Annotated in this window: 18 protein-coding genes and 2 pseudogenes; 16 read left to right on the top strand and 4 right to left on the bottom strand. The window is 45.8% G+C overall.

The window, feature by feature from the left end:
* Nucleotides 1-47: 47 nt before the first annotated feature.
* Nucleotides 48-1,898 (top strand): dihydroxy-acid dehydratase, encoded by a 1,851-nt coding sequence (ilvD, locus tag PXH59_RS13925; protein ID WP_047766335.1) that lies wholly within the window; start codon nt 48-50, stop codon nt 1,896-1,898.
* Nucleotides 1,899-1,900: 2 nt separating this feature from the next.
* Entirely contained in the window at nt 1,901-3,448 is a 1,548-nt protein-coding gene (gene ilvA / locus PXH59_RS13920) for a threonine ammonia-lyase, biosynthetic (protein ID WP_434223322.1), read from the top strand.
* Between the two features lie 200 nt (nt 3,449-3,648).
* Here ilvA and ilvY read toward each other — a convergent pair whose 3' ends face one another.
* Nucleotides 3,649-4,530 carry an HTH-type transcriptional activator IlvY gene (gene ilvY, locus PXH59_RS13915; RefSeq protein WP_285808835.1) on the bottom strand — a complete coding sequence of 294 codons (882 nt, stop codon included), beginning with the start codon at nt 4,528-4,530 and terminating at the stop codon, nt 3,649-3,651.
* 160 nt (nt 4,531-4,690) lie between these two features.
* Between ilvY and ilvC the strand changes: the two genes are divergently transcribed.
* Nucleotides 4,691-6,169 (top strand): ketol-acid reductoisomerase, encoded by a 1,479-nt coding sequence (gene ilvC, locus PXH59_RS13910; protein ID WP_285808834.1) that lies wholly within the window; start codon nt 4,691-4,693, stop codon nt 6,167-6,169.
* A gap of 53 nt (nt 6,170-6,222) precedes the next feature.
* Here the strand turns inward: ilvC and PXH59_RS13905 are convergent, their stop codons facing one another.
* On the bottom strand, nt 6,223-7,338 hold the full coding sequence (locus tag PXH59_RS13905; RefSeq protein WP_285808833.1) for a class II histone deacetylase: 1,116 nt from the start codon (nt 7,336-7,338) through the stop codon (nt 6,223-6,225).
* Between the two features lie 167 nt (nt 7,339-7,505).
* Between PXH59_RS13905 and rep the strand changes: the two genes are divergently transcribed.
* Nucleotides 7,506-9,539 carry a DNA helicase Rep gene (gene rep, locus PXH59_RS13900; protein WP_047766331.1) on the top strand — a complete coding sequence of 678 codons (2,034 nt, stop codon included), beginning with the start codon at nt 7,506-7,508 and terminating at the stop codon, nt 9,537-9,539.
* Between the two features lie 55 nt (nt 9,540-9,594).
* Here rep and gppA read toward each other — a convergent pair whose 3' ends face one another.
* Nucleotides 9,595-11,103 carry a guanosine-5'-triphosphate,3'-diphosphate diphosphatase gene (gene gppA / locus PXH59_RS13895; RefSeq protein WP_285808832.1) on the bottom strand — a complete coding sequence of 503 codons (1,509 nt, stop codon included), beginning with the start codon at nt 11,101-11,103 and terminating at the stop codon, nt 9,595-9,597.
* A gap of 41 nt (nt 11,104-11,144) precedes the next feature.
* On the bottom strand, nt 11,145-12,428 hold the full coding sequence (gene rhlB, locus PXH59_RS13890) for an ATP-dependent RNA helicase RhlB (RefSeq protein WP_285808830.1): 1,284 nt from the start codon (nt 12,426-12,428) through the stop codon (nt 11,145-11,147).
* Between the two features lie 119 nt (nt 12,429-12,547).
* Here rhlB and trxA point away from each other — a divergent pair, with 119 nt between their 5' ends.
* The 12 genes and pseudogenes from trxA to PXH59_RS13830 all read left to right on the top strand — a co-directional run bounded on the left by trxA (nt 12,548) and on the right by PXH59_RS13830 (nt 26,034).
* On the top strand, nt 12,548-12,874 hold the full coding sequence (gene trxA, locus PXH59_RS13885; protein ID WP_285808828.1) for a thioredoxin TrxA: 327 nt from the start codon (nt 12,548-12,550) through the stop codon (nt 12,872-12,874).
* A 767-nt stretch (nt 12,875-13,641) separates the two neighbouring features.
* A complete protein-coding gene (gene rho, locus PXH59_RS13880) occupies nt 13,642-14,901 on the top strand; it encodes a transcription termination factor Rho (protein ID WP_010845326.1) in 1,260 nt (419 codons plus the stop codon).
* A 334-nt stretch (nt 14,902-15,235) separates the two neighbouring features.
* Entirely contained in the window at nt 15,236-16,324 is a 1,089-nt protein-coding gene (gene wecA, locus PXH59_RS13875; protein WP_047766327.1) for a UDP-N-acetylglucosamine--undecaprenyl-phosphate N-acetylglucosaminephosphotransferase, read from the top strand.
* A 30-nt stretch (nt 16,325-16,354) separates the two neighbouring features.
* Nucleotides 16,355-17,425: an ECA polysaccharide chain length modulation protein gene (gene wzzE / locus PXH59_RS13870; protein WP_285808826.1), complete on the top strand. Its 1,071-nt coding sequence runs from the start codon at nt 16,355-16,357 to the stop codon at nt 17,423-17,425.
* An 81-nt stretch (nt 17,426-17,506) separates the two neighbouring features.
* On the top strand, nt 17,507-18,637 hold the full coding sequence (gene wecB, locus PXH59_RS13865; RefSeq protein ID WP_047766325.1) for a non-hydrolyzing UDP-N-acetylglucosamine 2-epimerase: 1,131 nt from the start codon (nt 17,507-17,509) through the stop codon (nt 18,635-18,637).
* Entirely contained in the window at nt 18,634-19,896 is a 1,263-nt protein-coding gene (wecC, locus tag PXH59_RS13860; RefSeq protein ID WP_047766324.1) for a UDP-N-acetyl-D-mannosamine dehydrogenase, read from the top strand. Before wecB ends, wecC begins: the two co-directional genes overlap by 4 nt.
* Nucleotides 19,893-20,963: a dTDP-glucose 4,6-dehydratase gene (gene rffG / locus PXH59_RS13855; RefSeq protein ID WP_047766323.1), complete on the top strand. Its 1,071-nt coding sequence runs from the start codon at nt 19,893-19,895 to the stop codon at nt 20,961-20,963. Before wecC ends, rffG begins: the two co-directional genes overlap by 4 nt.
* Before the next feature lie 18 nt (nt 20,964-20,981).
* Nucleotides 20,982-21,863: a glucose-1-phosphate thymidylyltransferase RfbA gene (rfbA, locus tag PXH59_RS13850; protein WP_047766322.1), complete on the top strand. Its 882-nt coding sequence runs from the start codon at nt 20,982-20,984 to the stop codon at nt 21,861-21,863.
* Nucleotides 21,841-22,570: pseudogene (gene rffC / locus PXH59_RS13845) on the top strand (dTDP-4-amino-4,6-dideoxy-D-galactose acyltransferase). Before rfbA ends, rffC begins: the two are co-directional and overlap by 23 nt.
* A pseudogene (gene rffA, locus PXH59_RS13840) lies at nt 22,557-23,688 on the top strand (dTDP-4-amino-4,6-dideoxygalactose transaminase). The pseudogenes rffC and rffA overlap by 14 nt, the downstream one beginning before the upstream one ends.
* Nucleotide 23,689: 1 nt before the next feature.
* Nucleotides 23,690-24,940 carry a lipid III flippase WzxE gene (gene wzxE, locus PXH59_RS13835; RefSeq protein WP_285808823.1) on the top strand — a complete coding sequence of 417 codons (1,251 nt, stop codon included), beginning with the start codon at nt 23,690-23,692 and terminating at the stop codon, nt 24,938-24,940.
* Nucleotides 24,937-26,034: a TDP-N-acetylfucosamine:lipid II N-acetylfucosaminyltransferase gene (locus tag PXH59_RS13830; RefSeq protein ID WP_285808822.1), complete on the top strand. Its 1,098-nt coding sequence runs from the start codon at nt 24,937-24,939 to the stop codon at nt 26,032-26,034. The genes wzxE and PXH59_RS13830 overlap by 4 nt, the downstream gene beginning before the upstream one ends.

The raw sequence follows: 26,034 nt of genomic DNA, 5'->3' as shown, positions 1-26,034 counted from the left end.
GATTGCTGAAGCTATTAATTGATAAGACTGACATGGGAGTGAAAACAATGCCTAAATACCGTTCTGCCACGACGACTCATGGCCGCAATATGGCGGGAGCCCGTGCCTTATGGCGAGCCACAGGTATGACTGATGCAGATTTTGGAAAGCCTATCATTGCAGTTGTTAATTCATTCACGCAGTTCGTGCCAGGGCATGTACATTTGCGTGATCTCGGCAAGCTGGTGGCAGAACAGATTGAGGCATCAGGAGGAGTTGCGAAAGAGTTTAATACCATCGCTGTTGATGATGGAATCGCAATGGGGCATGGTGGAATGCTCTATTCGTTACCTTCGCGGGAGTTGATTGCTGACTCAGTGGAGTACATGGTCAATGCCCACTGTGCTGATGCTATGGTATGTATTTCCAACTGCGACAAAATCACACCGGGCATGTTGATGGCCTCTTTGCGCTTAAATATTCCGGTTATTTTTGTTTCTGGTGGTCCAATGGAAGCGGGTAAGACGCGATTATCCGATCAACTGATCAAACTGGATTTGGTCGATGCCATGATTCAGGGTGCCAATCCAAATGTCAGTGATGAACAGAGCGAGCAAATCGAACGTTCTGCCTGTCCAACGTGTGGTTCCTGCTCAGGTATGTTTACGGCGAATTCGATGAATTGTTTGACCGAAGCGCTTGGACTTTCGCAGCCAGGTAATGGCTCACTGCTAGCGACCCATGCTGATCGTAAAACCCTGTTTATCAATGCCGGTAAACGCATTGTTGAACTGACTAAGCGTTATTATGAGCAAGATGATAATAGCGCTCTCCCGCGTAGTATTGCGACCAAAGCGGCCTTTGAAAATGCCATGACATTGGATATTGCAATGGGCGGTTCGACTAACACCGTTTTGCATTTGTTGGCCGCAGCGCAAGAAGCTGAAGTTGACTTCACGGTGACGGATATTGATCGTTTGTCTCGTCAGGTGCCGCATTTATGTAAAGTGGCGCCGAGCACCCAGAAATATCATATGGAAGATGTCCATCGCGCTGGCGGTGTGTTTGGCATTCTTGGTGAGCTTGATCGCGCAGGGCTTTTGCATCGTGATGTGAAAAATGTTTTGGGTTTGGATTTGCCCCAAACATTGGCCCAGTACGACATCATGCTGACCAAAGATGAAAATATTCAGCGGATGTATGCAGCGGGGCCAGCCGGAATTCGCACCACGCAAGCCTTCTCACAAGATTGTCGTTGGCCATCGTTAGATACCGATCGCGCAGCGGGATGTATTCGTGAACTGACTCATGCTTACAGTCAGGATGGTGGGTTGGCTGTTTTATTCGGCAACATAGCAAGAGATGGCTGCATTGTGAAAACAGCAGGCGTTGACAAAGAAATCCTGACTTTCCGTGGCTCAGCCAAAGTTTACGAGAGCCAGGAGGATGCAGTAGAAGCCATTCTCGGTGGAAAAGTCGTCGCAGGCGACGTAGTGGTTATTCGCTATGAAGGGCCGAAAGGTGGCCCAGGGATGCAAGAGATGCTCTATCCCACAACCTATCTGAAATCGATGGGATTGGGAAAAAGTTGTGCATTGATTACGGATGGACGTTTCTCAGGCGGAACATCGGGATTATCTATTGGTCACGTCTCTCCAGAAGCGGCAAATGGTGGCTTGATTGGCCTGATTCATGATGGCGATTTCATCAATATTGATATCCCGAACCGTACAATTCAGTTAGATGTGGTGGAAACAGAACTGGCTGATCGTACACAGGCTGAATTATCTCGCGGAGATAAGGCGTGGACACCTAAGTCCCGTGAACGTCAGGTTTCTTTGGCATTACGGGCTTATGCTTCATTGGCGACCAGCGCTGACAAAGGCGCTGTGCGTGATAAAACCAAACTGGGGGGTTGATTGTGGCGGTTTATCCTCTGAATACTGAACCCAAGGGGGCGGAATATCTCAAGGCGGCATTGAGTGCGCCAGTTTATGATATTGCTCAAGTCACTCCCTTACAGGAAATGAAAAAAATCTCTGTACGTTTAGGCAATACGATTTTGGTTAAACGGGAAGATCGCCAGTTGGTACATAGTTTCAAATTGCGCGGTGCATACGCGATGATTGCGGGTTTGACGGAAGAGCAAAAAAGCAAAGGTGTGATCACGGCTTCAGCGGGTAATCATGCGCAAGGTGTTGCATTATCGGCCAATAAGGTTGGCATAAAAGCCACCATTGTCATGCCGATAGCGACAGCGGATATCAAAGTCGATGCAGTTCGCAGTTTTGGAGGCGAGGTTCTATTGCATGGTACGAACTTTGATGAAGCGAAGGCAAAAGCCATTGAGATGGCAAAAGCGCATGGTTACACCTTCGTTCCACCCTTTGACCATCCTGTCGTGATTGCAGGTCAGGCGACACTGGCAATGGAGTTGCTACAGCAGGATGTTCATCTTGATCGTATCTTTGTTCCGGTTGGTGGCGGCGGATTGATTGCAGGGGTTGCTGTTCTCATCAAACAGCTTGTACCTGAAATGAAGATCATTGGTGTGGAAGCTGAGGATTCTGCCTGTTTGAAAGCCGCACTGGAAGCAGGGCATCCGGTCGATTTGCCAAGAGTGGGATTATTCGCGGAAGGTGTTGCGGTTAAACGCATTGGCGACGAAACGTTTCGTTTATGCCAGCAATATGTCGATGATGTCATTACCGTAGACAGCGATGCTATCTGCGCGGCCATGAAAGATATCTTTGAAGATGTCAGGGCGGTTGCAGAACCTTCCGGTGCGCTGGCACTGGCAGGCTTGAAAAAATATATCCAGCAACACCAGATTCAGGGAGAACGGCTGGCACATATTCTTTCTGGGGCTAATGTGAATTTTCATGGGTTGCGTTACGTTTCAGAACGCTGCGAACTTGGAGAGCAACGCGAAGCCTTGCTGGCGGTGACGATCCCTGAACAAAAGGGGAGTTTCTTACAGTTTTGCCAGATACTGGGTACTCGTGTCGTAACTGAATTTAGCTATCGTTATTCGGATGCAACCGATCCCAACCAAGCCTGTATTTTTATGGGGATCAGATTGAGCCGGGGAAATAGCGAACGTCGTGAAATTATTGAAGAGTTAAACGCATCGGGATATCAAGTTGCTGATTTTACGGATGATGAAATGGCAAAGCTGCATGTTCGTTATATGATCGGTGGCAGGCCATCCAAGCCATTGCAGGAGCGATTGTTTAGTTTTGCCTTTCCTGAATCTCCGGGGGCTTTACTGAAATTTTTGCAAACATTAGGGACGCATTGGAATATCACCCTGTTTCATTACCGCAGTCACGGCACGGATTATGGGCGAGTATTGGCTGCCTTTGAGCTTGCAGGGCCAGAAGTGTGTTTTGATAGCCATTTGGATGCGCTGGGCTATGAATATCATGATGAAACCGGTAATCCTTCATTTAAATTATTTCTGACTTAATAATAAATCAATTAAATAAACAGCAGAATATCTTCTATACCAATCCCACTGCAAGATGCGTGTTATATTTCCCCGCACAGCGGGGAAATATAAGGCTTCGCGTCGTCTTGCGGATTGCAACTTGAAGTTTATCGAGTATGAAAAGGCGGCTATTTTGCTGATTTTATTTTTTATATATCCAGATAATAACGATTTCCAGACTACAATAACTCCCAAAAAGTCCTAATCAACGGTTCGTTCAAACGTTTACTCAACGCACAGACACCTAATTCAAACGGCTCGACCAGGGCAATATTTTCCAGCAGTGAAATACGGTTTCGCACCGGTTCAGGGCTATTTTCAACAACCACCGCAGGGATCAGCGCAATTCCACAACCTAGTGCTACCATAGAAACAATCGCTTCATGGCCGGAAACTGTCGCGTAAATGACGGGGTGCAGGATCTTATGCCGCCGGAACCACAGTTCAATGCGCTTGCGGGAAGGCCCATGCTCAGGCAGGATAAAAGGGATATTATTCCAGTCGGGGTATTCCTGGGTAGCGAGATTTCTCACGGTACAAGGCAGAGAAGGGGCAATCAATACCAGTGGTACTTCGCCTATTTTAGTAAAGCCGACATTATCAGGCAGTTTCTCTGGCTTGCCTGCAATCCCCAAATCTGCCGCATCGGATTGAACTTTATCGACGGCATCAGCAGCATCTCCTGTTGTCAGTTTAATTTCCACCAAGGGATGTTCTGCCCGAAATTTATCCAGTACTTGTGGAAGATGGCTATACGCCGCCGTGACTGAACAGAATAGACGTAACTCTCCCGTGAGTGATGGGCTTTGGTGGTTGAATGAATGCTGTAGTTGTTTATATTGCAGGAGAGTTTGTTGGGCAAATTGTTTGAATTGTTCACCGGCTGAGGTCAATTTTACTGTCCGGTTATCCCGCAGAAAAAGCGGATGCCCCAATAATTCTTCAAGGCGCTGGATCTGGCGTGAAAGTGTGGATGGGCTGACATGCATGGCTTTGGCTGAACGGCTAAAATGACAACTTTCCGCAAGGTGTAAAAACAGTTTTAAATCACGTAGATCCATCGTTTTTTGGCCCTTTATTCAGAGGCTGTTTGCCGTGAAAAAGTTTGTTGCATAAACTGCAATGTAGTCTTGTTAATATATCAATTTCAGCAATGGCTTGCATGTCATATATTGTTTCTATGTAAACGACATCACACCTCATTATTATATCGGAGTCACCATGGCTAATTATTTTGATACGTTGAATTTGCGTCAACAATTGGCGCAGTTAGGCAAATGCCGCTTTATGGCGCGGGAAGAATTTGCTGACGAAGCAGGGTATTTGAAAGGCAAGAAAGTGGTGATCATCGGTTGTGGTGCGCAAGGGCTAAACCAGGGTCTGAATATGCGTGATTCTGGTTTAGATATTGCCTATGCCTTGCGTAAAGAAGCGATTGATGAAAAACGACCATCATGGCGTAAAGCAACCGAAAATGGTTTCAAAGTTGGCACTTATGAAGCGTTAGTGCCACAGGCTGATTTGGTTATCAACCTGACGCCAGACAAGCAGCATTCCGCAGTGGTTCAGGCCGTGCAACCCTTGATGAAAGAAGGAGCCGCACTGGGCTATTCCCACGGTTTCAACATCGTTGAAGTGGGGGAACAAATACGCAAAGATATCACCGTTGTGATGGTTGCACCTAAATGTCCGGGTACGGAAGTGCGTGAAGAGTATAAGCGTGGATTCGGTGTACCCACTCTGATTGCTGTACATCCAGAAAATGATGCAAAAGGCGAAGGAATGGCGATAGCGAAAGCATGGGCTGCCGCAACCGGGGGGCATCGGGCGGGCGTACTGGAATCTTCCTTTGTCGCAGAAGTTAAATCTGACTTGATGGGAGAACAGACCATTCTGTGTGGCATGTTACAGGCGGGTTCTTTGTTGTGCTATGACCAACTGGTTGCGGATGGTATCGAGCCAGGTTATGCCGGAAAATTAATTCAATTTGGTTGGGAAACGATTACCGAAGCGTTGAAACAGGGCGGCATTACATTGATGATGGATCGTCTTTCCAATCCAGCGAAATTGCGCGCTTATGCTCTGTCTGAACAATTGAAAACCATTTTGACTCCGTTGTTCCAGAAACATATGGATGACATCATTTCTGGTGAATTCTCTTCCACAATGATGGCTGACTGGGCAAATGACGATAAAAACTTGCTGACCTGGCGTGAAGAAACCGGTAAGACATCATTTGAAAATTACCCAGATTACTCAGGGCATATCAGTGAACAGGAATACTTTGATCATGGCGTCCTGATGGTGGCAATGGTTAAAGCCGGAGTAGAACTGGCATTCGAAACGATGGTAGATACTGGCATTATCGAAGAGTCTGCTTATTATGAATCTTTGCATGAACTGCCGTTAATTGCGAATACCATTGCTCGCAAACGCCTGTATGAAATGAACGTGGTCATTTCTGATACGGCGGAATATGGTAACTATCTGTTCTCCTATGTTGCTGTTCCGTTGCTGAAAGAGCAATTCATGGCAACTCTGCAAGCCGGGGATTTAGGAAAAGGAGTGGCAGATCGTAGCATCAATAATGCGCAGTTACGTGATGTAAATGAAGCTATCCGTAACCATCCTATTGAAGTTATCGGCCGTACTTTGCGTGGTTATATGACGGATATGAAACGCATTGCAGTCGGTGGTTAACATTCTATTTATCCTGCCCGAAGTTATTTTATCGGGCAGGAGATCTTTAATTCTTACAGGCTGAATGTCAGTTTCAATTCATCAATGGCTTGTCGCTGAAATGCTTCAAACCGTTCTTTCGGTTGTTGCGATTGGAGCATATTCAAAGCCGGATCGTTGACTCTCGTGCGCACACCACTTAATTCCTCCATGACAGCTAGCCCACAGAAAGGCACATAGGCTTCGGAATATCCTCCCTCGTGAACCATAACTAATTTACCATGGCACAGCTCATCGGCGGCTTGCTGTACCTTGCGGGTCATTTCACGGAAGCTATCACTATGCAACTGCATTCGTGCCAGCGGATCAAACGCATTGGCATCATAGCCGCAGGCAATGATAATCAACTCGGGTTGATAACGTCGCAATGCAGGAAGCACAATGCTATCCATAGCATAAAGATAATTGTTGTGCCCAGCGCCTGCCATCAATGGGATATTGATATTGAAACCTTCCCCTTTGCCAGCGCCGATATCTTCCTCACCACTATAGCTTTCGGGATAGCAGCCATCTTGATGCAATGAAATGGTCAGAACATCATCACGTTCCCAGAAGATATGTTGGGTTCCATTACCGTGGTGAACATCCCAGTCAATGACTGCGACTCGTCCAACCCCAAGCTGCGCTTTGGCATGCTCTATGGCAAGAGCAATATTGGCCAGGAAACAGAATCCCATTGCTTGATCTGGCAGGCAATGGTGACCGGGGGGACGGGAAAGACTGTAGGCGTTATCCAGTTCACCTTGTAACACGGCTTTTACTGCCGCATAAGCGAGTCCGGCGGATAATTTGGCAATTTCATAACTGCCTTGCCCTATTGGTGCTTCAGAACCTAACATTCCTCCGCCATTATCACTTATGGACTTAAAGCGCTGTAAATAATCTTCGGTGTGAACTAGCCTTAGCGTTGCGTCATCAAGAGGTTCAGCACGACGCAGTTGCAACGAATGGCTTAAACCGGAAACATCCATTAAGTTTTTCATTCTGCGTTTTGTTTCCGGTGATTCTGCATGTCCTGCCCCGTTGGGTGGTTGTACCCATCCTCCAACAGGAAATGTCAAAACGTGTGATAATCCAGAGTTGTGCCAGAAACAGAGTTCATCAAAGAAAAAACCTGTCTTACGTAGCATATTACATCCTCTTTGATTCCCTTTATCTTTCAAGCCCTAACTTGAAATCTATTGGGTATATATTGGGTATATAAGCGTAATTGGCCCTTATAACATTAGTGTAGTTAAATAGATTTTATGTATTTTAATTACAGTAGAATTAAAATTAATATAGTGTTCGAAACAATATGCGATTAAATCCAAACCAACAACAAGCGGTTGAATTTGTAACGGGTCCTTGCCTGGTTTTGGCCGGTGCCGGCTCTGGCAAGACTCGAGTGATCACCAATAAAATTGCCCACCTGATCCGTACCTGTGGTTATCAGGCCCGCCATATTGCGGCAGTTACTTTTACTAATAAGGCGGCACGGGAGATGAAAGAACGTGTTGCACAAACTTTGGGACGTAAGGAAACCCGGGGGTTAATGATCTCGACTTTCCACACGCTGGGTTTGGAGATCGTTAAGCGTGAATACAAAGCACTGGGCATGAAAAGCAATTTTTCATTGTTTGATGATCAAGATCAGATGGCTTTGTTGAAAGATCTGACAGCGGATTTGTTGCAAGAAGATAAGGATCTGCTACAGAAACTGATATCGAGTATCTCTAACTGGAAGAATGACCTAATGTCGCCAGAACACGTAATGAGGATGGCACGTTCAGCGCAGGAACACCAGTTTGCAGAGTGTTACCGTCGTTATGATTTGCACCTGAATAGTTGTCATGTTCTCGATTTTGATGATCTGATTACTAAACCAACATTGCTGTTAATGCATGATGAGGAAGTGAGGGCGCGTTGGCAGAATAAAATTCGCTACTTGCTGGTGGATGAATATCAGGATACGAATACCAGTCAATATCAACTGGTGAAATTATTGGTGGGTAATCGCGCCCGTTTTACCGTGGTTGGTGATGATGATCAATCTATTTACTCATGGCGTGGTGCCCGTCCACAGAATTTGATCTTATTGAAAGACGATTTCCCGCAGTTGAATGTGATTAAGCTGGAACAAAATTACCGTTCATCCGGGCGGATACTGAAAGCGGCGAATATTCTGATAGCCAACAATCCTCATGTTTTTGAGAAAAAACTTTTTTCTGAGTTGGGGTATGGTGATCCGCTCAGGGTGATTGAAGCGAATAATGAGGATCATGAAGCTGAACGTGTGGTGGGAGAGTTGATCGCTCATCGCTTTATTAATAAAACGGACTATAAAGATTACGCTATTTTATATCGCGGTAATCACCAATCCCGTATCTTCGAAAAAATGTTGATGCAAAACCGCATCCCCTACCGAATTTCAGGGAACACATCATTCTTTTCCCGGCCTGAAATTAAAGATTTGCTCTCTTATTTGCGTGTGTTGACCAATCCTGAGGATGACAGTGCGTTTTTACGTATCGTCAATACACCCCGGCGAGAAATCGGTGCAGTGACGATCCAGAAATTGGGCGAATGGGCGAATGGGCGTAGCAAGAGCTTATATCAAGCCAGTTTTGATCTTGGACTGGAACAGCATTTAACAGGACGTGGTTTGGTGGCATTACAGCGCTTTACCCACTGGATGGATGAAATAGCTCGTCAGGCGGAGCGGGAGCCATTGCTGGCGGTGAGAGACTTACTGCGCGGCATGGATTACGAAAGCTGGTTATATGATACTTCCCCCAGCCCAAAAGCGGCTGAAATGAGAATGAAGAACGTCAACCAACTTTTCACTTGGATGAGTGGAATGCTTGAAGGCGATGACTTGAATGAGCCAATGTCCCTTTCTCAAGTTGTGGCGCGTTTTACGTTGCGGGATATGCTGGAGAGAGGCGAGGAAGATGAAGAGCTGGATCAAGTTCAGTTAATGACGCTACATGCTTCCAAGGGGCTGGAGTTTCCCTATGTTTTTTTGGTGGGTATGGAAGAAGGTTTGTTACCACACCAGAGCAGCATTGATGAAGATAACATTGAGGAAGAGCGTCGTTTGGCTTATGTGGGCATTACACGTGCGCGGAGAGAACTTTTTTTCAGCCTCAGTAAAGAGCGTCGCCAGTTTGGTGAACTTATCCGTCCAGAACCGAGCCGATTCTTACTTGAACTGCCCCAGGATGACTTGGCTTGGCCACAAGGTAAGCGAGTGATGAGCGCAGAGGATAGGATGATACAGGGGCAATCGCGCCTTGCCGATATTAAATCCCGTCTGGGACTTGGGCTGAAAACCGACAATAATAAATAGTACGATAATATTCCCCTGCATTTATGGATAATAGCAGGGGAATAAAGTAAAAACTTCAGCCTGGGCCAGAGTTATTTTGCTCCTCAAGCAACAACAGCCATTGGACATAACTCTGCCACTTCATTTCTTGCTGTAATGCTGCCGCTCTGAGTGGGTGTTTTATCTGCCATTGATAAGGCAAGGTGATAATGAGCGTTTCATTTTCCGCCTGTAATCGTAATGTTGGCAAAGTGTCATCCCGCCGACGGTGAGCGAAAATAATGGCCAGACGCAATAAACGACATAACCGCTGTGCCTGTATCAATGGCACAGCATTTTGCTGACTGAACGATGCTAAATCCACCGGGCCGCTTTGATTTCTCAATAGCGTAGCCAACAGTCGTTTTTGGGCTGGCGTATAACCAGGCAGATCCAAGTGGCTTATCAAATAAGCGGAATGTGCGGGCCCCTGACGAAAGTCAATAAACAGGCCTATTTCATGGAGCAAACAGGCGCCAGCCAATAATTCGCGACAACGTTCGTCCAATTTCCATGACTTGGCAACTTGTTGGCAAAAGTTTTCGGCTAACTGTTTGACACGCTGTACCTGCTCAATATCCAGTTGAAAGCGATGCTGAATATTGCACAGGGTTCTTGCCCGAATATCCTGCTCAATCGGCACATCCAGCATCCCGTAAATCAGACCTTCACGGAGCGCGCCGCCTGCCAGTATCATATTTTCGATATTCAATGCCTGAAAAATAGCGATTAAGATTGCTAATCCACTTGGAAAAACCAACGCCCGTTCCAGTGTCAGCCCATCAATTTCCAACTCTTCCAGCTTGCCGCATTCAATCGCCTGATGTTTAAGCTGCTGGAGTTTGGGTAGGGTGATCAATTCATCCATACCTTGGGCAAGCATGATTTCCTGCAAGGCTTGTACTGTGCCGGAAGCTCCTACGCAAATGTTCCAGCCTTGCCCGAGCAGCTGAGAGGCAACAGGGCTGAGAATATCGTGGGCAGCAGCTTCTGCGCTGGCAACGTTTTCTGCTGTCAGGCGGTGATCATTGAAATAACGTTCCAGCCAGGTAACACAGCCCATTTCAAGGCTGAAAAGCTGGGTGGTTTTGGCTCCAACACCTGTTACCAATTCGGTACTGGCACCACCAATATCGACGACAAGCCGCTTTTCAGATCCGCCAGTCGTGTGAGCGACGCCTTGATAAATGAGTTGAGCCTCTTCTTCGCCGCTGATCACATGAACAGATTTGCCTAATATTTCTGAGGCCTTTCTAGTAAATTCATCTGAATTTTTTGCCTGCCTCAAGGTTGCGGTAGCAACAACGCGGATCTGTGAGGCAGGAATATCCTGCAAATATTCGGAAAAGAGGCGCAAGCACTGCCATCCCCGTTCCATTGCCTGTTGTGATAAATGATTATTTTTATCTAATCCGGCAGCCAGCCTGACTTTGCGTTTGATGCGAGTAACGACTTGAATGCTGCCGGATACTTTACGGATGACCAGCATATGAAAACTGTTTGAGCCTAAATCAATAGCCGCATAAAGCGAAGAAGCACTCAGCATAGTATTTATTCCGGCCTGTGTTGTTTCAGCATTGCGTCATTTTAGCCTGGGCGCTTACTGTTACGTGTTGTATTGCCACGGCGTGGTACGCCGGTACGCCGAGGGTGTCCCCCTGAGCGGGTGCGATTACGGCGCTTAGGTACTGGCAAATCTTTCAGTAATGCATCACTGTTATATTTGCTAACAGGTATCTGGTGCTGAATATATTCTTCAATGGCCGGTAAGTTCAGCGCATACTCTTCACACGCCAGGCTGATAGAATGGCCACTTTCTCCAGCACGGCCTGTCCGGCCAATCCGGTGAACATAATCTTCACAGTCATCGGGGAGATCATAGTTAAATACATGTGTCACCGATGGGATATGCAGTCCACGGGCGGCAACATCCGTGGCAACCAGAATGTCCCGATTGCCCATACTGAATTCTTCAAGAACACGCAGACGTTTTTTCTGTGCAACATCACCCGTCAGCAGCCCAACCCGATGACCATCAGCAGCCAAATGGGCCCAGATATCTTCACAACGGTGTTTGGTATTGGCAAAAATAATGCAGCGATCAGGCCACTCTTCTTCCAGCAGAGTCTGTAACAAACGCATTTTTTCTTCGTTGGAGGGATAAAATAGCTCTTCCTTAATGCGGTGCCCTGTTTTTTGCAGCGGTTCCACTTCCACATATTCAGGATTATTCATCTGCTCAAAAGCCAGTTCACGCACTCGATAAGAGAGAGTTGCGGAAAACAGCAAATTCATTCTTTCTGTGGCTGCGGGGAGTCGGCGGAACAACCAGCGAATATCTTTGATAAAGCCCAGGTCATACATGCGATCCGCTTCATCAAGGACAATAACTTGAATGGCGCCAAGATGGATATGGCCCTGTTTTGCGTAATCGATTAAACGCCCTGTTGTGCCAATGACGATATCGACGCCCGCTTCCAGAACCTTAAGCTGTTTATCATAGCCATCGCCACCGTAGGCAAGACCCATTTTCAACCCGGTGACTTGCGCCAATTCTTCTGCGTCAGAGTATATTTGAACCGCTAATTCACGAGTAGGTGCCATAATCAGTGCTCTTGGCTGATTAGTTTTACGCTCTCTCTTCGCAGGGTGAGTCAATAAGTAATTAAAAGTAGACGCCAAAAATGCCAGCGTCTTGCCCGTTCCGGTTTGTGCTTGCCCCGCAACATCTCGGCCTTCGACAGTTAAAGGCAATGTTAGCGCCTGTATCGGCGTGCAGTTTGAAAACCCTTTTTTTTCAAGGGCTTCTAGGACTTTTGGGTGCAATGCGAAGTCGGAAAACTTCTTTTCTGTCAAATGTGTTTTGCTCATAGTATGGTAGAATATCAGTTAACTATTGCTTTAAGAAAGTGTATCCGCTGAAATAAAGACACCCTTATGTTGGTTCATGTACACTGACACTGTAAAAGATTTTATTTTTGGAGCAAAAAATGAGTGCGAATATTATTTCTCTGACTGATGCTGGCTTTGGAAACGATGTTTTGAAAGCACAAGGTCCAGTTCTCGTTGAATTCTGGGCTGAATGGTGCGGTCCTTGCAAAATGATAGCCCCTATTCTGGATGAGATTGCCACAGAATACGAAGGAAAACTGACCGTTGGCAAGCTGAACATTGATGATAACCCAGCAACAGCACCAGAATACGGTATTCGTGGTATTCCAACTCTGATTCTGTTTAAAAATGGTGAAAAGGTTGCCGTAAAAGTGGGCGCTTTGTCAAAAACTCAACTGAAAGAGTTTTTGGAACCACACCTATAATTTAGAATCAGGTCACAGTAATTACGGACGTTTGACGTATGAGATGATTTATCTCATTGACCGCTAGACGTCCGCTACGAAGCATGATAAGTTAGCGACCATGTGCTTGTATGAAGTTTCGCTTGAGCTAACGCTTTATTCGATATAAAAAAGTTTATTGGTTAAATTTTTATAAAGAGTTGACATTGAGCGTGTTGCATACTAAACAATTTGTAGTGTCTGATAAATCTGTTATCTCTGGGTCACCTGAAGTATCTGATGGCATATCGCATTTGGTCAAGTCTCTGAGTCTATATACGATTAATTCAGTATATAGCTTGGTACACTCATAGCGTTCTGATGCTGAATATCTTTAAGCAGGGTGTTTTTATCCTAGGCATTTTTATGCCAAGCTTTCCCCTTTCCATGCTAGGTGTTAGGTATAGAATCTGCTAACAGTGCTTATGTCAAAAAAATTTATGCTGGAAGATGTGTATGCTGAAATAGTGCCCACTGTTGAACTTTAATGGTGTCTGCATTATAGAATTGTATCTACATTATAGATAGTTATAACATATGGCACACATAGGTAGTTAGAAGATAGTTTTGACAGTTTGTCAGCTTTATTTGAAATCAATCTGAGTACTTCAAACTACTACCTTGTAATATAATTTAATATGTTAGAAGGTCTTATTCGTTTCTGGTACAAATAAACAGGCATCAATAATGCTGCCATACCATTCACGTTCATAGTTCGAGATATACCCCGAGTTAAAGAACCCACCATTATGAATCTTACCGAATTAAAGAATACGCCGGTATCTGAGTTGATTACTCTCGGCGAAAATATGGGGCTGGAAAACCTGGCTCGTATGCGTAAGCAGGACATCATTTTCTCTATTCTCAAACAGCATGCGAAAAGCGGAGAGGATATTTTCGGAGATGGTGTGCTGGAGATATTGCAGGATGGATTTGGTTTCCTCCGCTCCGCAGACAGTTCTTACCTTGCAGGTCCTGATGATATCTACGTTTCTCCTAGTCAAATCCGCCGCTTTAACCTCCGTACCGGTGATACCATTTCAGGGAAAATCCGCCCACCAAAAGAAGGTGAACGCTATTTTGCCCTGTTGAAAGTTAATGAAGTCAACTTTGACAAACCTGAAAACGCCCGCAGTAAAATCCTGTTTGAAAACCTGACGCCACTCCATGCTAACAACCGCTTGCGTATGGAACGCGGTAATGGTTCTACTGAAGATTTGACAGCCCGTGTTCTGGATCTGGCAGCGCCGATTGGTCGTGGTCAGCGTGGCCTGATTGTTGCCCCACCAAAAGCGGGTAAGACCATGCTGCTGCAAAATATTGCGGCTAACATCGCTCATAACTACCCAGATTGCGTACTGATGGTTTTGCTGATTGATGAGCGTCCAGAAGAAGTCACCGAAATGCAGCGTCTGGTAAAAGGCGAAGTGATTGCTTCAACCTTTGATGAACCGGCTTCCCGCCATGTGCAAGTGGCTGAAATGGTGATTGAAAAGGCAAAACGTCTGGTTGAACACAAAAAAGACGTTATTATCCTGCTGGATTCCATTACCCGTCTGGCTCGTGCATATAACACTGTGGTTCCTGCTTCCGGTAAAGTTTTGACGGGGGGGGTGGATGCGAATGCCCTGCATCGTCCAAAACGTTTCTTTGGTGCTGCACGTAACGTCGAAGAAGGTGGTAGCCTGACCATCATTGCGACTGCGCTGGTTGATACTGGCTCCAAGATGGATGAGGTTATTTACGAAGAATTTAAAGGTACAGGTAATATGGAATTGCACCTGTCCCGTAAGATTGCGGAAAAACGTGTTTTCCCAGCTATTGATTACAACCGTTCTGGGACACGTAAAGAAGAGCTGCTCACTACACAGGATGAGCTTCAGAAGATGTGGATCTTACGTAAGATTATTCATCCGATGGGTGAAATCGACGCGATGGAATTCCTTATCAACAAACTGGCTATGACAAAAACAAACGAAGAGTTCTTCGACTTTATGAAACGTTCATAGTGTTTGTAAAATTGATATTTTCGTAATAAGCAATATTTGCTTCTCTAAAACGCCACATTTTTGTGGCGTTTTTTTTATCGAATACTGATTCTATTTACTTTAAATGGCATGTTTTTTGCATGTTTTTCGAATGATCAGATGCGTTTTTTCTAACCGAACGTTTTATAATTATGAATCATGCTTTACAGGTCGCATGGTTTATTTGATTAATTTTATGAGTTAGAACTCTTTGTTTTGTTAACAGGGAGAGCTTATGGATTCGGTGTCAAGTGGGACATCCATAAGTATACGAATAATAGATGCCCCATCATTATTTTTATAGAGAGTTATTATTGTGAATATTCCCAGTATGAGTGCCGAAATTTTTTGCGTATTTATATTCTCATTTGTGTTTTTGTTTGTGGCGCGTAAGGCAGCAAAAAAAATCGGCCTGGTTGATAAACCTAATTATCGTAAACGTCATCATGGCTTAGTTCCTTTGGTGGGTGGCATATCTGTTTTTTTTGGTGTTTGTTTCGCTTTTATTATTACAAAAGAGTTTATACCTCATAAATGGTTGTATTTGGTTTGTGCGGGAATATTGGTTTTTATCGGTGCCTTAGATGACCGTTTTGATATCAGCGTGAAGATTCGGGCAACTATCCAGGCTTTGGTTGGTATCAGCATGATGTATTTTGCTGGCCTAAAGCTTGATAGCCTGGGGCATGCATTCGGGCCATGGGAAATGGCACTTGGGCCATTCAGCTACGTTGTGACTTTATTCGCTGTCTGGGCCGCTATCAATGCTTTCAATATGGTGGATGGTATTGATGGATTACTGGGCGGGCTATCTTGTGTTTCTTTCGGTGCATTGGGTATTTTGTTGTATGAAAATGGCAATACGGCATTGGCGTTTTGGTGTTTTGCGTTTATAGCGGGGATTTTGCCCTACATCTTCCTTAATCTTGGCATATTAGGAAAACGCTTTAAGGTATTTATGGGGGATGCGGGAAGTACCCTCATCGGCTTTACCATTATTTGGCTATTGACTGAAGCAACGCAAGGGGAAAATGCTTCTATTAGCCCTGTGACAGCATTATGGGTTATTGCAATCCCACTGATGGATATGGTTGCTATTATGTACCGTCGATTGCGTAAGGGGATGAGTCCGTTTTCTCCAGATCGTCAGCATATTCACCATTTGATTATGCGTGCTGGGTTTACTTCTCGTCAGGCATTTATTTTGATCACTTTGGCGGCGGCTTTATTAGCAGCGATCGGGATAATTGCTGAACGGTTGATTTTTGTTCCTGAATGGGTGATGTTGGCATTATTTTTGCTTGCATTTATGTTGTATGGCTATTGTATCAAAAGAGCGTGGAAGGTCGCCCGTTTTATCAAACGGTGTAAGCGTCGTATACGTCGGGCAGCAAGCCATCATTAAAGACATCGACAATCAAAGAGGTTTTGTGCAGTGATAAACTCAGAAACGAAATCTAAACAGGATCAACCTGCTATAGAGCATGAACTGGATATTCGGGCACTGTGTTATGCTTTGTGGCATGGAAAGATATGGATTATCGCACTGGCAATCATTTTCGCTGCCGCCGCTCTGGGTGCATCTTATCTGATGCAGCAAAAATGGAGCGCAACCGCTATTGTGGACTTACCGACAACGAATAATTTGGGTAGCTACTATTCGCAACAACAATTCCTGCGCAATTTGGATACCCATATCAATGCTTCGCCAGAAGCGCAATTACCAACCATTCCAGACGGTGCATACAAAGAATTCATGACACAGGTTTCTGCGTATGATACCCGTCGTGAATTTTGGCTTCATTCTGAGTATTACAAGCAACGCAAGGAAGGGCATGTCAAAGCGGATGCTGTATTGTTGGATGAATTGATCAACGATATTAAAATCACGCGCAGTGATGATAAAACATCATCAAATGACAGTATCAAATTGACAGCAGAAACCGCCGTTGAAGCCAATCAACTTCTGCGTCAATATATTGCGTTCGCCAACCAACGGGCAAGTACTCATCTGAACAATGAAATTAAAGGGGCGTGGGCGACGCGAACTCAGTCAATGAAAGCGTTGGTGAAACGTCAGGAGATGGTGGGAAAGGCAATATATAATCGTGAATTGAATGTCTTGCAGCAGTCACTGAAAGTGGCTGAGAAGCAAGGTATTCACCGTAATCAGACAAATATTCCTATCGAAGAACTGCCTGAATCCAAAATGTTTATGCTGGGTACACCATTACTGCAAGCCCAAATTGAAACGTTGGAAGCTACAGGCCCTGACTACAGCATTGATTATGATCAAAATATCGCGATGCTGGCTACATTGAATGTCGGTCCGACTTTGCAGGATTCTTTTCTGACTTACCGCTATCTCAGAACACCGCAGGAACCCGTTAACCGAGACAGTCCTCGCCGTGCTTTCATGATGATTTTATGGGGAGCCGTAGGCATGTTGGTTGGTGCAGGTGTCGCTTTAGTAAGACGTCCTCGCTCCGATAGTTCCTATCAGTAACCGTATGTAAAAATAAACGACGGGCTTTTGAGTTCCACTCTTGGAAGTATCTGCAATGATTGACAAAATAAGAGAGTCACTGTGAAAGTGTTGACTGTGTTTGGTACTCGGCCGGAGGCCATTAAAATGGCCCCGTTGGTACATGCGTTGGCTATGGATACTGCCTTTGAAGCAAAAGTGTGTGTCACAGCTCAACATAGGGAAATGCTGGATCAGGTATTGCATCTGTTTGGGATAACGCCAGATTTTGATCTGAATATCATGCAAAAAGGGCAGGATCTGACGGATATCACATGTCGTATCCTGCAAGGTATAAAGCCTGTATTAGAAGAATTCAAACCAGATGTGGTATTGGTGCATGGTGACACAACAACAACCATGGCAACGAGTCTGGCTGCTTTCTATCAGCATATTCCGGTAGGCCATGTTGAAGCCGGCTTAAGAACAGGGGATCTTTATTCTCCATGGCCGGAAGAAGCCAACCGTAAGATTGCCGGACACTTGGCTATGTACCATTTTGCACCGACGGAAAACTCCCGGAATAACCTCTTAAAAGAATCCATTGCGGAAAACCGTATTTTTGTTACCGGCAATACGGTGATTGATGCCCTGCTATCAGTGCGTGATCGCATCATGAATGATGAAGCTATATACGGGCAGTTTGCTGAACTTTATCCTTTCCTTAATCTCAATAAAAAAATGATCCTGGTGACAGGTCATCGCCGTGAAAATTTTGGTAAAGGGTTTGAGCGTATTTGTGAAGCATTGGCACAGATTGCCAAGGCGCATCCTGATGTCCAGATAGTTTATCCGGTTCATTTGAACCCGAATGTCAGTGAACCGGTTAAGCGCATTTTGCATGACATTGATAACGTTATCCTTATCAAACCACAGGATTATCTGCCCTTCGTCTATTTGATGAATCATGCTTATTTAATCTTGACCGATTCAGGAGGCATTCAGGAAGAAGCGCCTTCTCTGGGAAAACCGGTTTTAGTTATGCGCGATACCACTGAACGACCTGAAGCGATTGATGCGGGGACAGTGCGGCTGGTGGGAACAGAAACACAAACTATCGTTGCGGAAGTTACACGTTTATTGATGGATGTTAACACCTACCAACAAATGAGCCATGCCCATAACCCTTATGGAGATGGCCGGGCTTGCCAGCGAATTCTTGAAGCATTGAGAAAAAATCAGGTGACATTATGAGTTTTGAAACAATTTCTGTTATCGGTCTGGGCTATATCGGTTTGCCCACCGCAGCGGCGTTTGCCTCCCGTCAAAAGAGGGTTATTGGCGTGGATGTTAATCAACATGCGGTAGAAACGATTAACCGTGGTGCGATCCATATCGTTGAACCTGATTTAGATAAGGTAGTAAAAATTGCGGTAGAAGAGGGCTTTTTGAAAGCCGTGACGATCCCACAAACTGCGGATGCTTTCTTGATTGCTGTTCCGACGCCCTTCAAAGGGGAGCATGAACCCGATATGGCCTACGTGCGTTCTGCGGCGGAATCAATAGCACCTGTCTTGAAAAAAGGGGATTTGGTTATTTTGGAATCCACTTCTCCCGTTGGTGCGACTGAGCAGATGGCAGAATGGTTATCTGCGGTACGTCCTGACCTCTCATTCCCTCAACAAGCGGGTGAAAACTCAGATATTGATATCGCCTATTGCCCCGAGCGTGTTTTGCCCGGGCAAGTGATGATGGAATTGATTAAAAATGATCGGGTAGTAGGGGGCATGACAGCCAAATCTTCCCGCAGGGCGAGTGAGCTGTACAATATCTTCCTTGAAGGTGAATGTGTTATCACCAATGCCAGAACAGCGGAAATGTGCAAGCTGACAGAAAATAGCTTCCGTGATGTTAATATCGCTTTTGCCAACGAACTTTCCTTGATCTGTGCCGAACAGGGAATCAATGTGTGGGAACTGATTAGCCTGGCAAACCGCCATCCACGAGTAAATATTTTGCAACCTGGCCCTGGTGTAGGAGGGCACTGCATTGCCGTCGACCCGTGGTTCATTGTATCCCAGAACCCTGAGCAATCCCGTTTAATTCATACCGCACGTTTGGTGAATGATGACAAGCCGCTGTGGGTCGTGGATCAAGTGAAAGCCGCAGTCGCTGACTGTTTGGCTGAGAGTGATAAACGGGCAAGTGAGATTAAAATTGCCTGTTTTGGCTTGGCCTTCAAACCAAACATTGATGATTTGCGGGAAAGCCCGGCTGTTTATATTACCAAAATGGTTGCACAGTGGCATGCAGGGCAGACCATTGTGGTTGAACCCAATGTGTATGAACTGCCTGATTCACTGAAAGATAGGGTGAAATTGATGGGTGTCAATCAGGCATTAGAAGAAGCGGATGTTGTTTTGATGCTGGTGGATCATCGCCAGTTTAAAGCTATTCATGGTTCTGCCATAAAACAAAAATGGGTTATTGATACAAAAGGAGTTTGGCGTTGAAACGTATTCTTATTACAGGTGGTGCAGGTTTTATCGGTTCTGCGGTTGTTCGCCACATTATTAATCAGACGGAAGATAGCGTCGTTGTCGTTGATAGCCTGACTTATGCCGGTAACCTTGAATCACTGGCTCCGGTTGCCAACCACCCCCGCTATGCGTTTGAGCAGATTGATATCCGCCAGCGTGATGCCTTAGATCGCGTATTCCAGCAATATCAACCGGATGCTGTCATGCATTTGGCCGCCGAAAGCCATGTTGACCGCTCCATTGACGGGCCGGCGGCTTTTATCGAAACCAATATCATCGGCACTTATACTTTGTTGGAAGCGGCTCGTGCATTTTGGCAACAGTTGGATCAGGAAAAACAGCGCCAATTCCGCTTCCACCATATTTCAACAGACGAAGTCTATGGTGATCTGCACGGTGAAGATGGTTTCTTTACTGAAACCACACCTTACGCACCAAGCAGCCCTTATTCTGCATCAAAAGCGTCCAGTGATCATCTGGTCAGGGCATGGCGTCGTACCTATGGCTTACCGACCGTGATCACCAATTGTTCGAATAACTATGGTCCTTATCATTTCCCTGAGAAACTGATCCCATTGATGATCCTGAATGGATTGGCAGGCAAGCCCTTGCCGGTCTATGGCAAGGGAGAGCAAATCCGTGACTGGCTCTATGTGGAAGATCATGCGCGGGCGTTATATTTGGTGGTCACCCAGGCGGAGCCTGGCAAAACCTACAATATCGGTGGACATAATGAGCGCCGAAATATCGAAGTTGTGGAAACGATTTGTGAATTGCTGGAGGCGCTGCGCCCCGAAAAACCTGCTGGGGTAGCGCATTATCGCGATCTTATTACCTATGTAACGGATCGCCCGGGGCATGATATGCGTTATGCGATTGATGCAGCAAAAATTGAACGCGAACTGGGGTGGACCCCCGAGGAAACATTTGAATCCGGTATTCGCAAGACCGTGCAATGGTATCTGGAAAACGAAAATTGGTGGGAAAGAGTGCAGAATGGCTCTTATACAGGGGAACGGCTTGGGTTAGGAAATGAATAAGCCCGTCAGGGGGAGCAGATGAAAGGAATTATACTGGCTGGGGGTTCTGGCACCCGTTTGTATCCAATAACCCGCGGTGTATCAAAGCAGTTATTACCGATCTATGACAAGCCGATGATTTACTATCCGCTGTCAGTATTAATGCTGTCGGGCATACGCGATATCCTGATCATCTCGACACCGGAAGATTTACCCGCTTTTAAACGATTACTAGGCAGTGGTGAACAATTTGGTATCCAACTTAGCTATGCCGAACAGCCTTCACCTGATGGTTTGGCGCAGGCATTTCTGATTGGTGAAGAATTTATCGGCAATGATACTTGCTGTCTGGTATTGGGTGACAATATCTTTTTTGGTCAGGCATTTAGCCCGAAACTACAACATGTTTCGGGCCGAAAAACAGGCGCGACAGTCTTCGGTTATCAGGTGATGGACCCCGAACGATTTGGTGTAGTGGAATTTGACGAGCAGTATCGGGTACTTTCCATAGAAGAAAAACCGGTACAGCCTAAATCCAATTGGGCGGTGACGGGTCTCTATTTTTACGACAACAAAGTCGTGGATTTCGCCAGACAAGTAAAACCTTCTGCGCGCGGAGAACTGGAAATCACCAGCATTAACCAGATGTATCTGGAATGCGGTGAATTGAATGTTGAATTATTGGGGCGTGGTTTTGCCTGGTTGGATACGGGGACGCATGACAGCCTGATTGAAGCCAGTACTTTTGTTCAGACCGTTGAAAAACGGCAAGGCTTCAAAATTGCCTGTCTGGAAGAGATCGCATGGCGTAATGGTTGGCTCAGTGAGGAGCAATTAAAAGTGGCGGCCACGGATTTAGCGAAAACAGGTTACGGCAACTATCTGATGGATTTGCTCAATGTCTATTCACGCCAACCTTGACCCTTTGGCTTGGGAGAACCAGTTTTTTGGTTTATCTACTGCTCGCCTGAATTTTTCGTTGGAAGCAGCAGTATTGACTGCTACTGATTTGGACCAATATGCATTGGTACAAGCTAAAGTGGCGGCCCAGCAAACGGACATTATCGATGAGCTTTCTGCTTTCGGATTTTCACTGGTTGAAGGTGAGGTCGATTTACGGTTATCGATTGAGGCGGGAGATATTCCTGGCATGCATACGGGAAAAGAAGCCATTCGGGCAAAACAAGAAAATATCCCCGTATTGAAAGCTGTTGCAGCGCGTGTATTTACCGCTAGTCGTTTCCGGGCACCCTGGTATCAACAGGATGACAGTGGGCGATTTTACGCCGCTTGGGTTGAAAAAAGCCGTTTTAGGCACATTTGATCATGAATGCCTGCTTGTCCATGATGAACACGGTCAAATAGCGGGTTTTGTCACGTTAAGGGACATAGGTAACAGCGAAGCACGCATTGGTTTATTGGCAGCTGTACCAGATAATCATCATCAAGGGATTGGCAAAAAATTAATGTCGGCGGCGCAACAGTGGTGCCAGAGCCATCAGATACAACGGCTGAGAGTAGCGACACAAATAAGCAATATCGCTGCGTTGCGTCTTTATACACGTCGTGGTGCCATCATTGAAAGCACCGCATATTGGTTATACAGAGGACGAAATGATTCCATTTAATAAACCACCGATAGTCGGCACTGAACTTGAATACATGCAACAGGCGATGGCTAGCGGTAAATTGTGCGGTGATGGTGAATTTACCAAACGTTGCGAAGAATGGATGGAACAGCGTTTTAATTGCCCGAAGGTATTGCTGACACCCTCTTGTACAGCTTCACTGGAAATGGCGGCAATGTTGTTGGATATCCAGCCGGGCGATGAAGTCATTATGCCGAGCTATACCTTTGTTTCGACCTCCAATGCCTTTGTACTGCGTGGGGCAACCATTGTATTCGTGGATATTCGTCCTGATACCATGAACATTGATGAGAACAAGATTGCCGCCGCTATTACAGAGAAAACCCGTGCCATCGTACCGGTGCATTATGCGGGCGTGGCCTGTGAAATGGATACCATCATGGCACTGGCGAAAAAAATATAACCTGTATGTGGTGGAAGATGCTGCACAAGGCGTCATGTCCACCTATAAAGGCCGTGCATTGGGCACAATTGGACATATTGGCTGTTTCAGCTTTCATGAAACCAAAAATTACTCGGCCGGTGGTGAAGGCGGGGCAATATTAATCAATGAGAGTTCTATGATTGCCCGTGCCGAAATCATTCGGGAGAAAGGTACCAACCGTAGTCAATTCTTCCGTGGACAAGTCGATAAATACACATGGCGTGATATCGGTTCCAGCTATCTGTTGTCTGATCTGCAAGCGGCTTACCTGTGGGCACAACTGGAACTTGCTGAAAAAATAAACCAACGCCGCCTGACTTTGTGGGAGAACTACTATCAAGCCCTGAAACCATTAGCAGACGCGGGACACTTAGCTTTGCCAATTGTCCCGGAAGGCTTGGAACACAATGCCCACATGTTCTATATCAAGCTCAAAGAGATAGGCGCACGTAGCGCATTCAATAGTTATATGAAAGAGAATGGTATCCTGAGCGTATTCCACTACGTGGCATTGCATACCAGCCCGGCGGGTGAGAAATGTGGCCGTTTCCACGGCGAAGATAGCTTCACCACCCGCGAAAGTGACCGCTTAGTTCGCTTACCGATGTTCTACAATATCTCTGATACAGAACAGCAAATCGTTATCGATCGTATCAAGGAATTTTTCGCCTGATATGTCACTTGCTAAAGCTTCTGTTTGGACAGCAGGCTCCACACTGATCAAGATCGGTGTGGGGTTGCTGGTCATTAAACTTCTGGCGGTATCTTTTGGTCCAACCGGTGTTGGGCAGGCAGGTAATTTTCGCCAACTCATTACTGTATTAGGTGTGCTCTCTGGGGCAGGGATTTTTAATGGTGTCACCAAATACGTGGCGGAACATCACCAGCAACCGGAAAGGCTCAGGGCCGTATTGGGCACATCATCCTTGATAATTTTGGGTTTTTCGACCTTACTGGCAGTGATTTTCCTCTGGTTCAGTGAAATTATCAGTATTGGCCTGTTTGGTCACACCCATTACAAAACTGTTGTGCAGGCGCTCGCATTTATTCAAATGGGCATTGCTTACGCCAACTATTTTCTGGCAATCCTGAAAGGGTTCAGGGATGCTAAGGGAAATGCGTTAGCCATTATTTTGGGCAGTCTGACAGGCATGCTGGCTTATAGCCTTTGCTATTGGCTGGGGGGCTATGAAGGGGCATTGGCTGGCCTGGCATTGGTGCCTGCATTGGTAGTTTTACCTGCCGGTCTGATGATACTGCATCGCAAGGTGATTACGTTTTCTGCCTTGAAACCTATGTGGGATCGGGCGATTGCCAGCCATTTGGGCAAATTTACCCTTATGGCATTGCTGACTTCCATTACATTGCCCGTTGCATATGTCATGATGCGAAATTTACTGGCAACGCGTTATAGCTGGGAAGAGGTCGGGATTTGGCAGGGAGTGAGCAGTATTTCAGATGCCTATTTACAATTTATCACCGCCTCCTTCACGGTTTATCTATTGCCGACCCTTTCTCGTCTGGAGAGTAAACAAGAAATCACTGGCGAGATTATGAAGGCGCTGAAATTTGTCTTGCCTGCGGTGGCAGCTGCCAGTTTCTCTGTCTGGTTGTTGCGTGATTTCGTGATTTGGCTGTTATTTTCAGACAAATTCATCGCCATGCGGGATCTGTTTGCGTGGCAGTTAGTGGGCGACGTGTTGAAAGTTGGTGCTTATGTTTTTGGTTATCTGGTGATAGCGAAGGCGGCACTGCGTTTTTATCTATTGACTGAAGTGAGCCAGTTCCTTTTACTGACGGGTTTTTCTCATTGGCTGATACCAGCAAATGGGGCGTTGGGGGCTGCCCAGTCATATATGGTAACTTACATTGTTTATTTCATTCTTTGTTGTAGCGTATTTATTATTTATCGCAGGCGAGCATGACAACCCTAATTCACGTTTTGGGATCGGATATCCCACATCACAATCAAACGTTACTGCGTTTCTTTAATGACGTCCTGGCACAGGAAATACATTTTCCCGCCAAACCGTGTTTTATGGTGGTGTCCAAAGACCACGCATGGTTATCAAATTACCCTGACCTAGCTATTTCACTTTATAACAGTAAATCTGCCTTGTCACAGGCGGTGATAGAGAAAGCGAAGGCCGACAGAACCGTTCGTTTCTTTTTCCACGGCCAGTTTAATGCTGCTTTGTGGTTAGCTTTATTAATGGGCAAAATTAAGCGACATCAATTCTTTTGGCATGTTTGGGGCGCAGATCTCTATGAAGAGTCCCGCCAACTGAAATTTCGTTTGTTCTATCTGATCCGTCGCCTGGCACAGAAGCGGTTAGGGCATATTTTTGCCACGCGTGGTGATCTGCGGCACTTTTTTCAGAATGATCCGCGTTCAAGTCAGGCCGAACCTGATGTGCCATCATCATTACTCTATTTCCCGACCCGGATGAACCCTATGCTGACGGTAACGGAGAAAACATTTTCACCGCAAGGGATTACCATCTTATTGGGCAATTCAGGAGATCAATCCAATCGTCATACTGAAGCCTTGCAGACGATCCACCGCCAGTTCGGTAATGAGGCAAAGGTAATCATTCCAATGGGCTATCCTGATAATAATCAGGCCTATATCCAGAGTGTGGAGCAAACGGCGTTATCGTTGTTTCCGGCGCAAAACATCCGCATTTTGAAAGAGCAAATAGCCTTTGATGAATACTTATCATTGTTGCGCCAATGCGATTTGGGTTATTTCATTTTCAATCGTCAGCAGGGTATCGGAACACTCTGTCTGTTGATTCAATTTGGTATTCCGTTTGTTCTGAGTCGTCAGAATCCATTCTGGCATGATTTAACGGAACAGCAGATCCCTGTGCTGTTTGACGGTGATGAACTCAATAAACACTGGGTGCAGGAAGCACAGCGCCAGATGCTGTCCCTCGATAAAAAGGCGATTGCTTTTTTTGATCCCCATTTCATTGAGGGGTGGAAAACCGCCCTGTCGGCAGCATCTGGAGAGTAG

The sequence above is a fragment of the Xenorhabdus bakwenae genome, assembly GCF_030272115.1.
Taxonomy (GTDB): Bacteria; Pseudomonadota; Gammaproteobacteria; order Enterobacterales; family Enterobacteriaceae; genus Xenorhabdus; species Xenorhabdus bakwenae.
This window is presented reverse-complemented; position numbering and strand designations above follow the sequence as displayed.

Bases quoted from the DNA above. Each gene is read 5' to 3' on its own strand.
- rep (WP_047766331.1), top strand. From the start codon at position 7,506: ATGCGATTAAATCCAAACCAACAACAAGCGGTTGAATTTGTAACGGGT.
- gppA (WP_285808832.1), bottom strand. From the start codon at position 11,103: ATGCTGAGTGCTTCTTCGCTTTATGCGGCTATTGATTTAGGCTCAAAC.
- ilvC (WP_285808834.1), top strand. From the start codon at position 4,691: ATGGCTAATTATTTTGATACGTTGAATTTGCGTCAACAATTGGCGCAG.
- PXH59_RS13830 (WP_285808822.1), top strand. From the start codon at position 24,937: ATGACAACCCTAATTCACGTTTTGGGATCGGATATCCCACATCACAAT.
- trxA (WP_285808828.1), top strand. From the start codon at position 12,548: ATGAGTGCGAATATTATTTCTCTGACTGATGCTGGCTTTGGAAACGAT.
- rhlB (WP_285808830.1), bottom strand. From the start codon at position 12,428: ATGAGCAAAACACATTTGACAGAAAAGAAGTTTTCCGACTTCGCATTG.
- wzxE (WP_285808823.1), top strand. From the start codon at position 23,690: ATGTCACTTGCTAAAGCTTCTGTTTGGACAGCAGGCTCCACACTGATC.
- ilvD (WP_047766335.1), top strand. From the start codon at position 48: ATGCCTAAATACCGTTCTGCCACGACGACTCATGGCCGCAATATGGCG.
- rfbA (WP_047766322.1), top strand. From the start codon at position 20,982: ATGAAAGGAATTATACTGGCTGGGGGTTCTGGCACCCGTTTGTATCCA.
- PXH59_RS13905 (WP_285808833.1), bottom strand. From the start codon at position 7,338: ATGCTACGTAAGACAGGTTTTTTCTTTGATGAACTCTGTTTCTGGCAC.
- ilvY (WP_285808835.1), bottom strand. From the start codon at position 4,530: ATGGATCTACGTGATTTAAAACTGTTTTTACACCTTGCGGAAAGTTGT.
- wecC (WP_047766324.1), top strand. From the start codon at position 18,634: ATGAGTTTTGAAACAATTTCTGTTATCGGTCTGGGCTATATCGGTTTG.
- rho (WP_010845326.1), top strand. From the start codon at position 13,642: ATGAATCTTACCGAATTAAAGAATACGCCGGTATCTGAGTTGATTACT.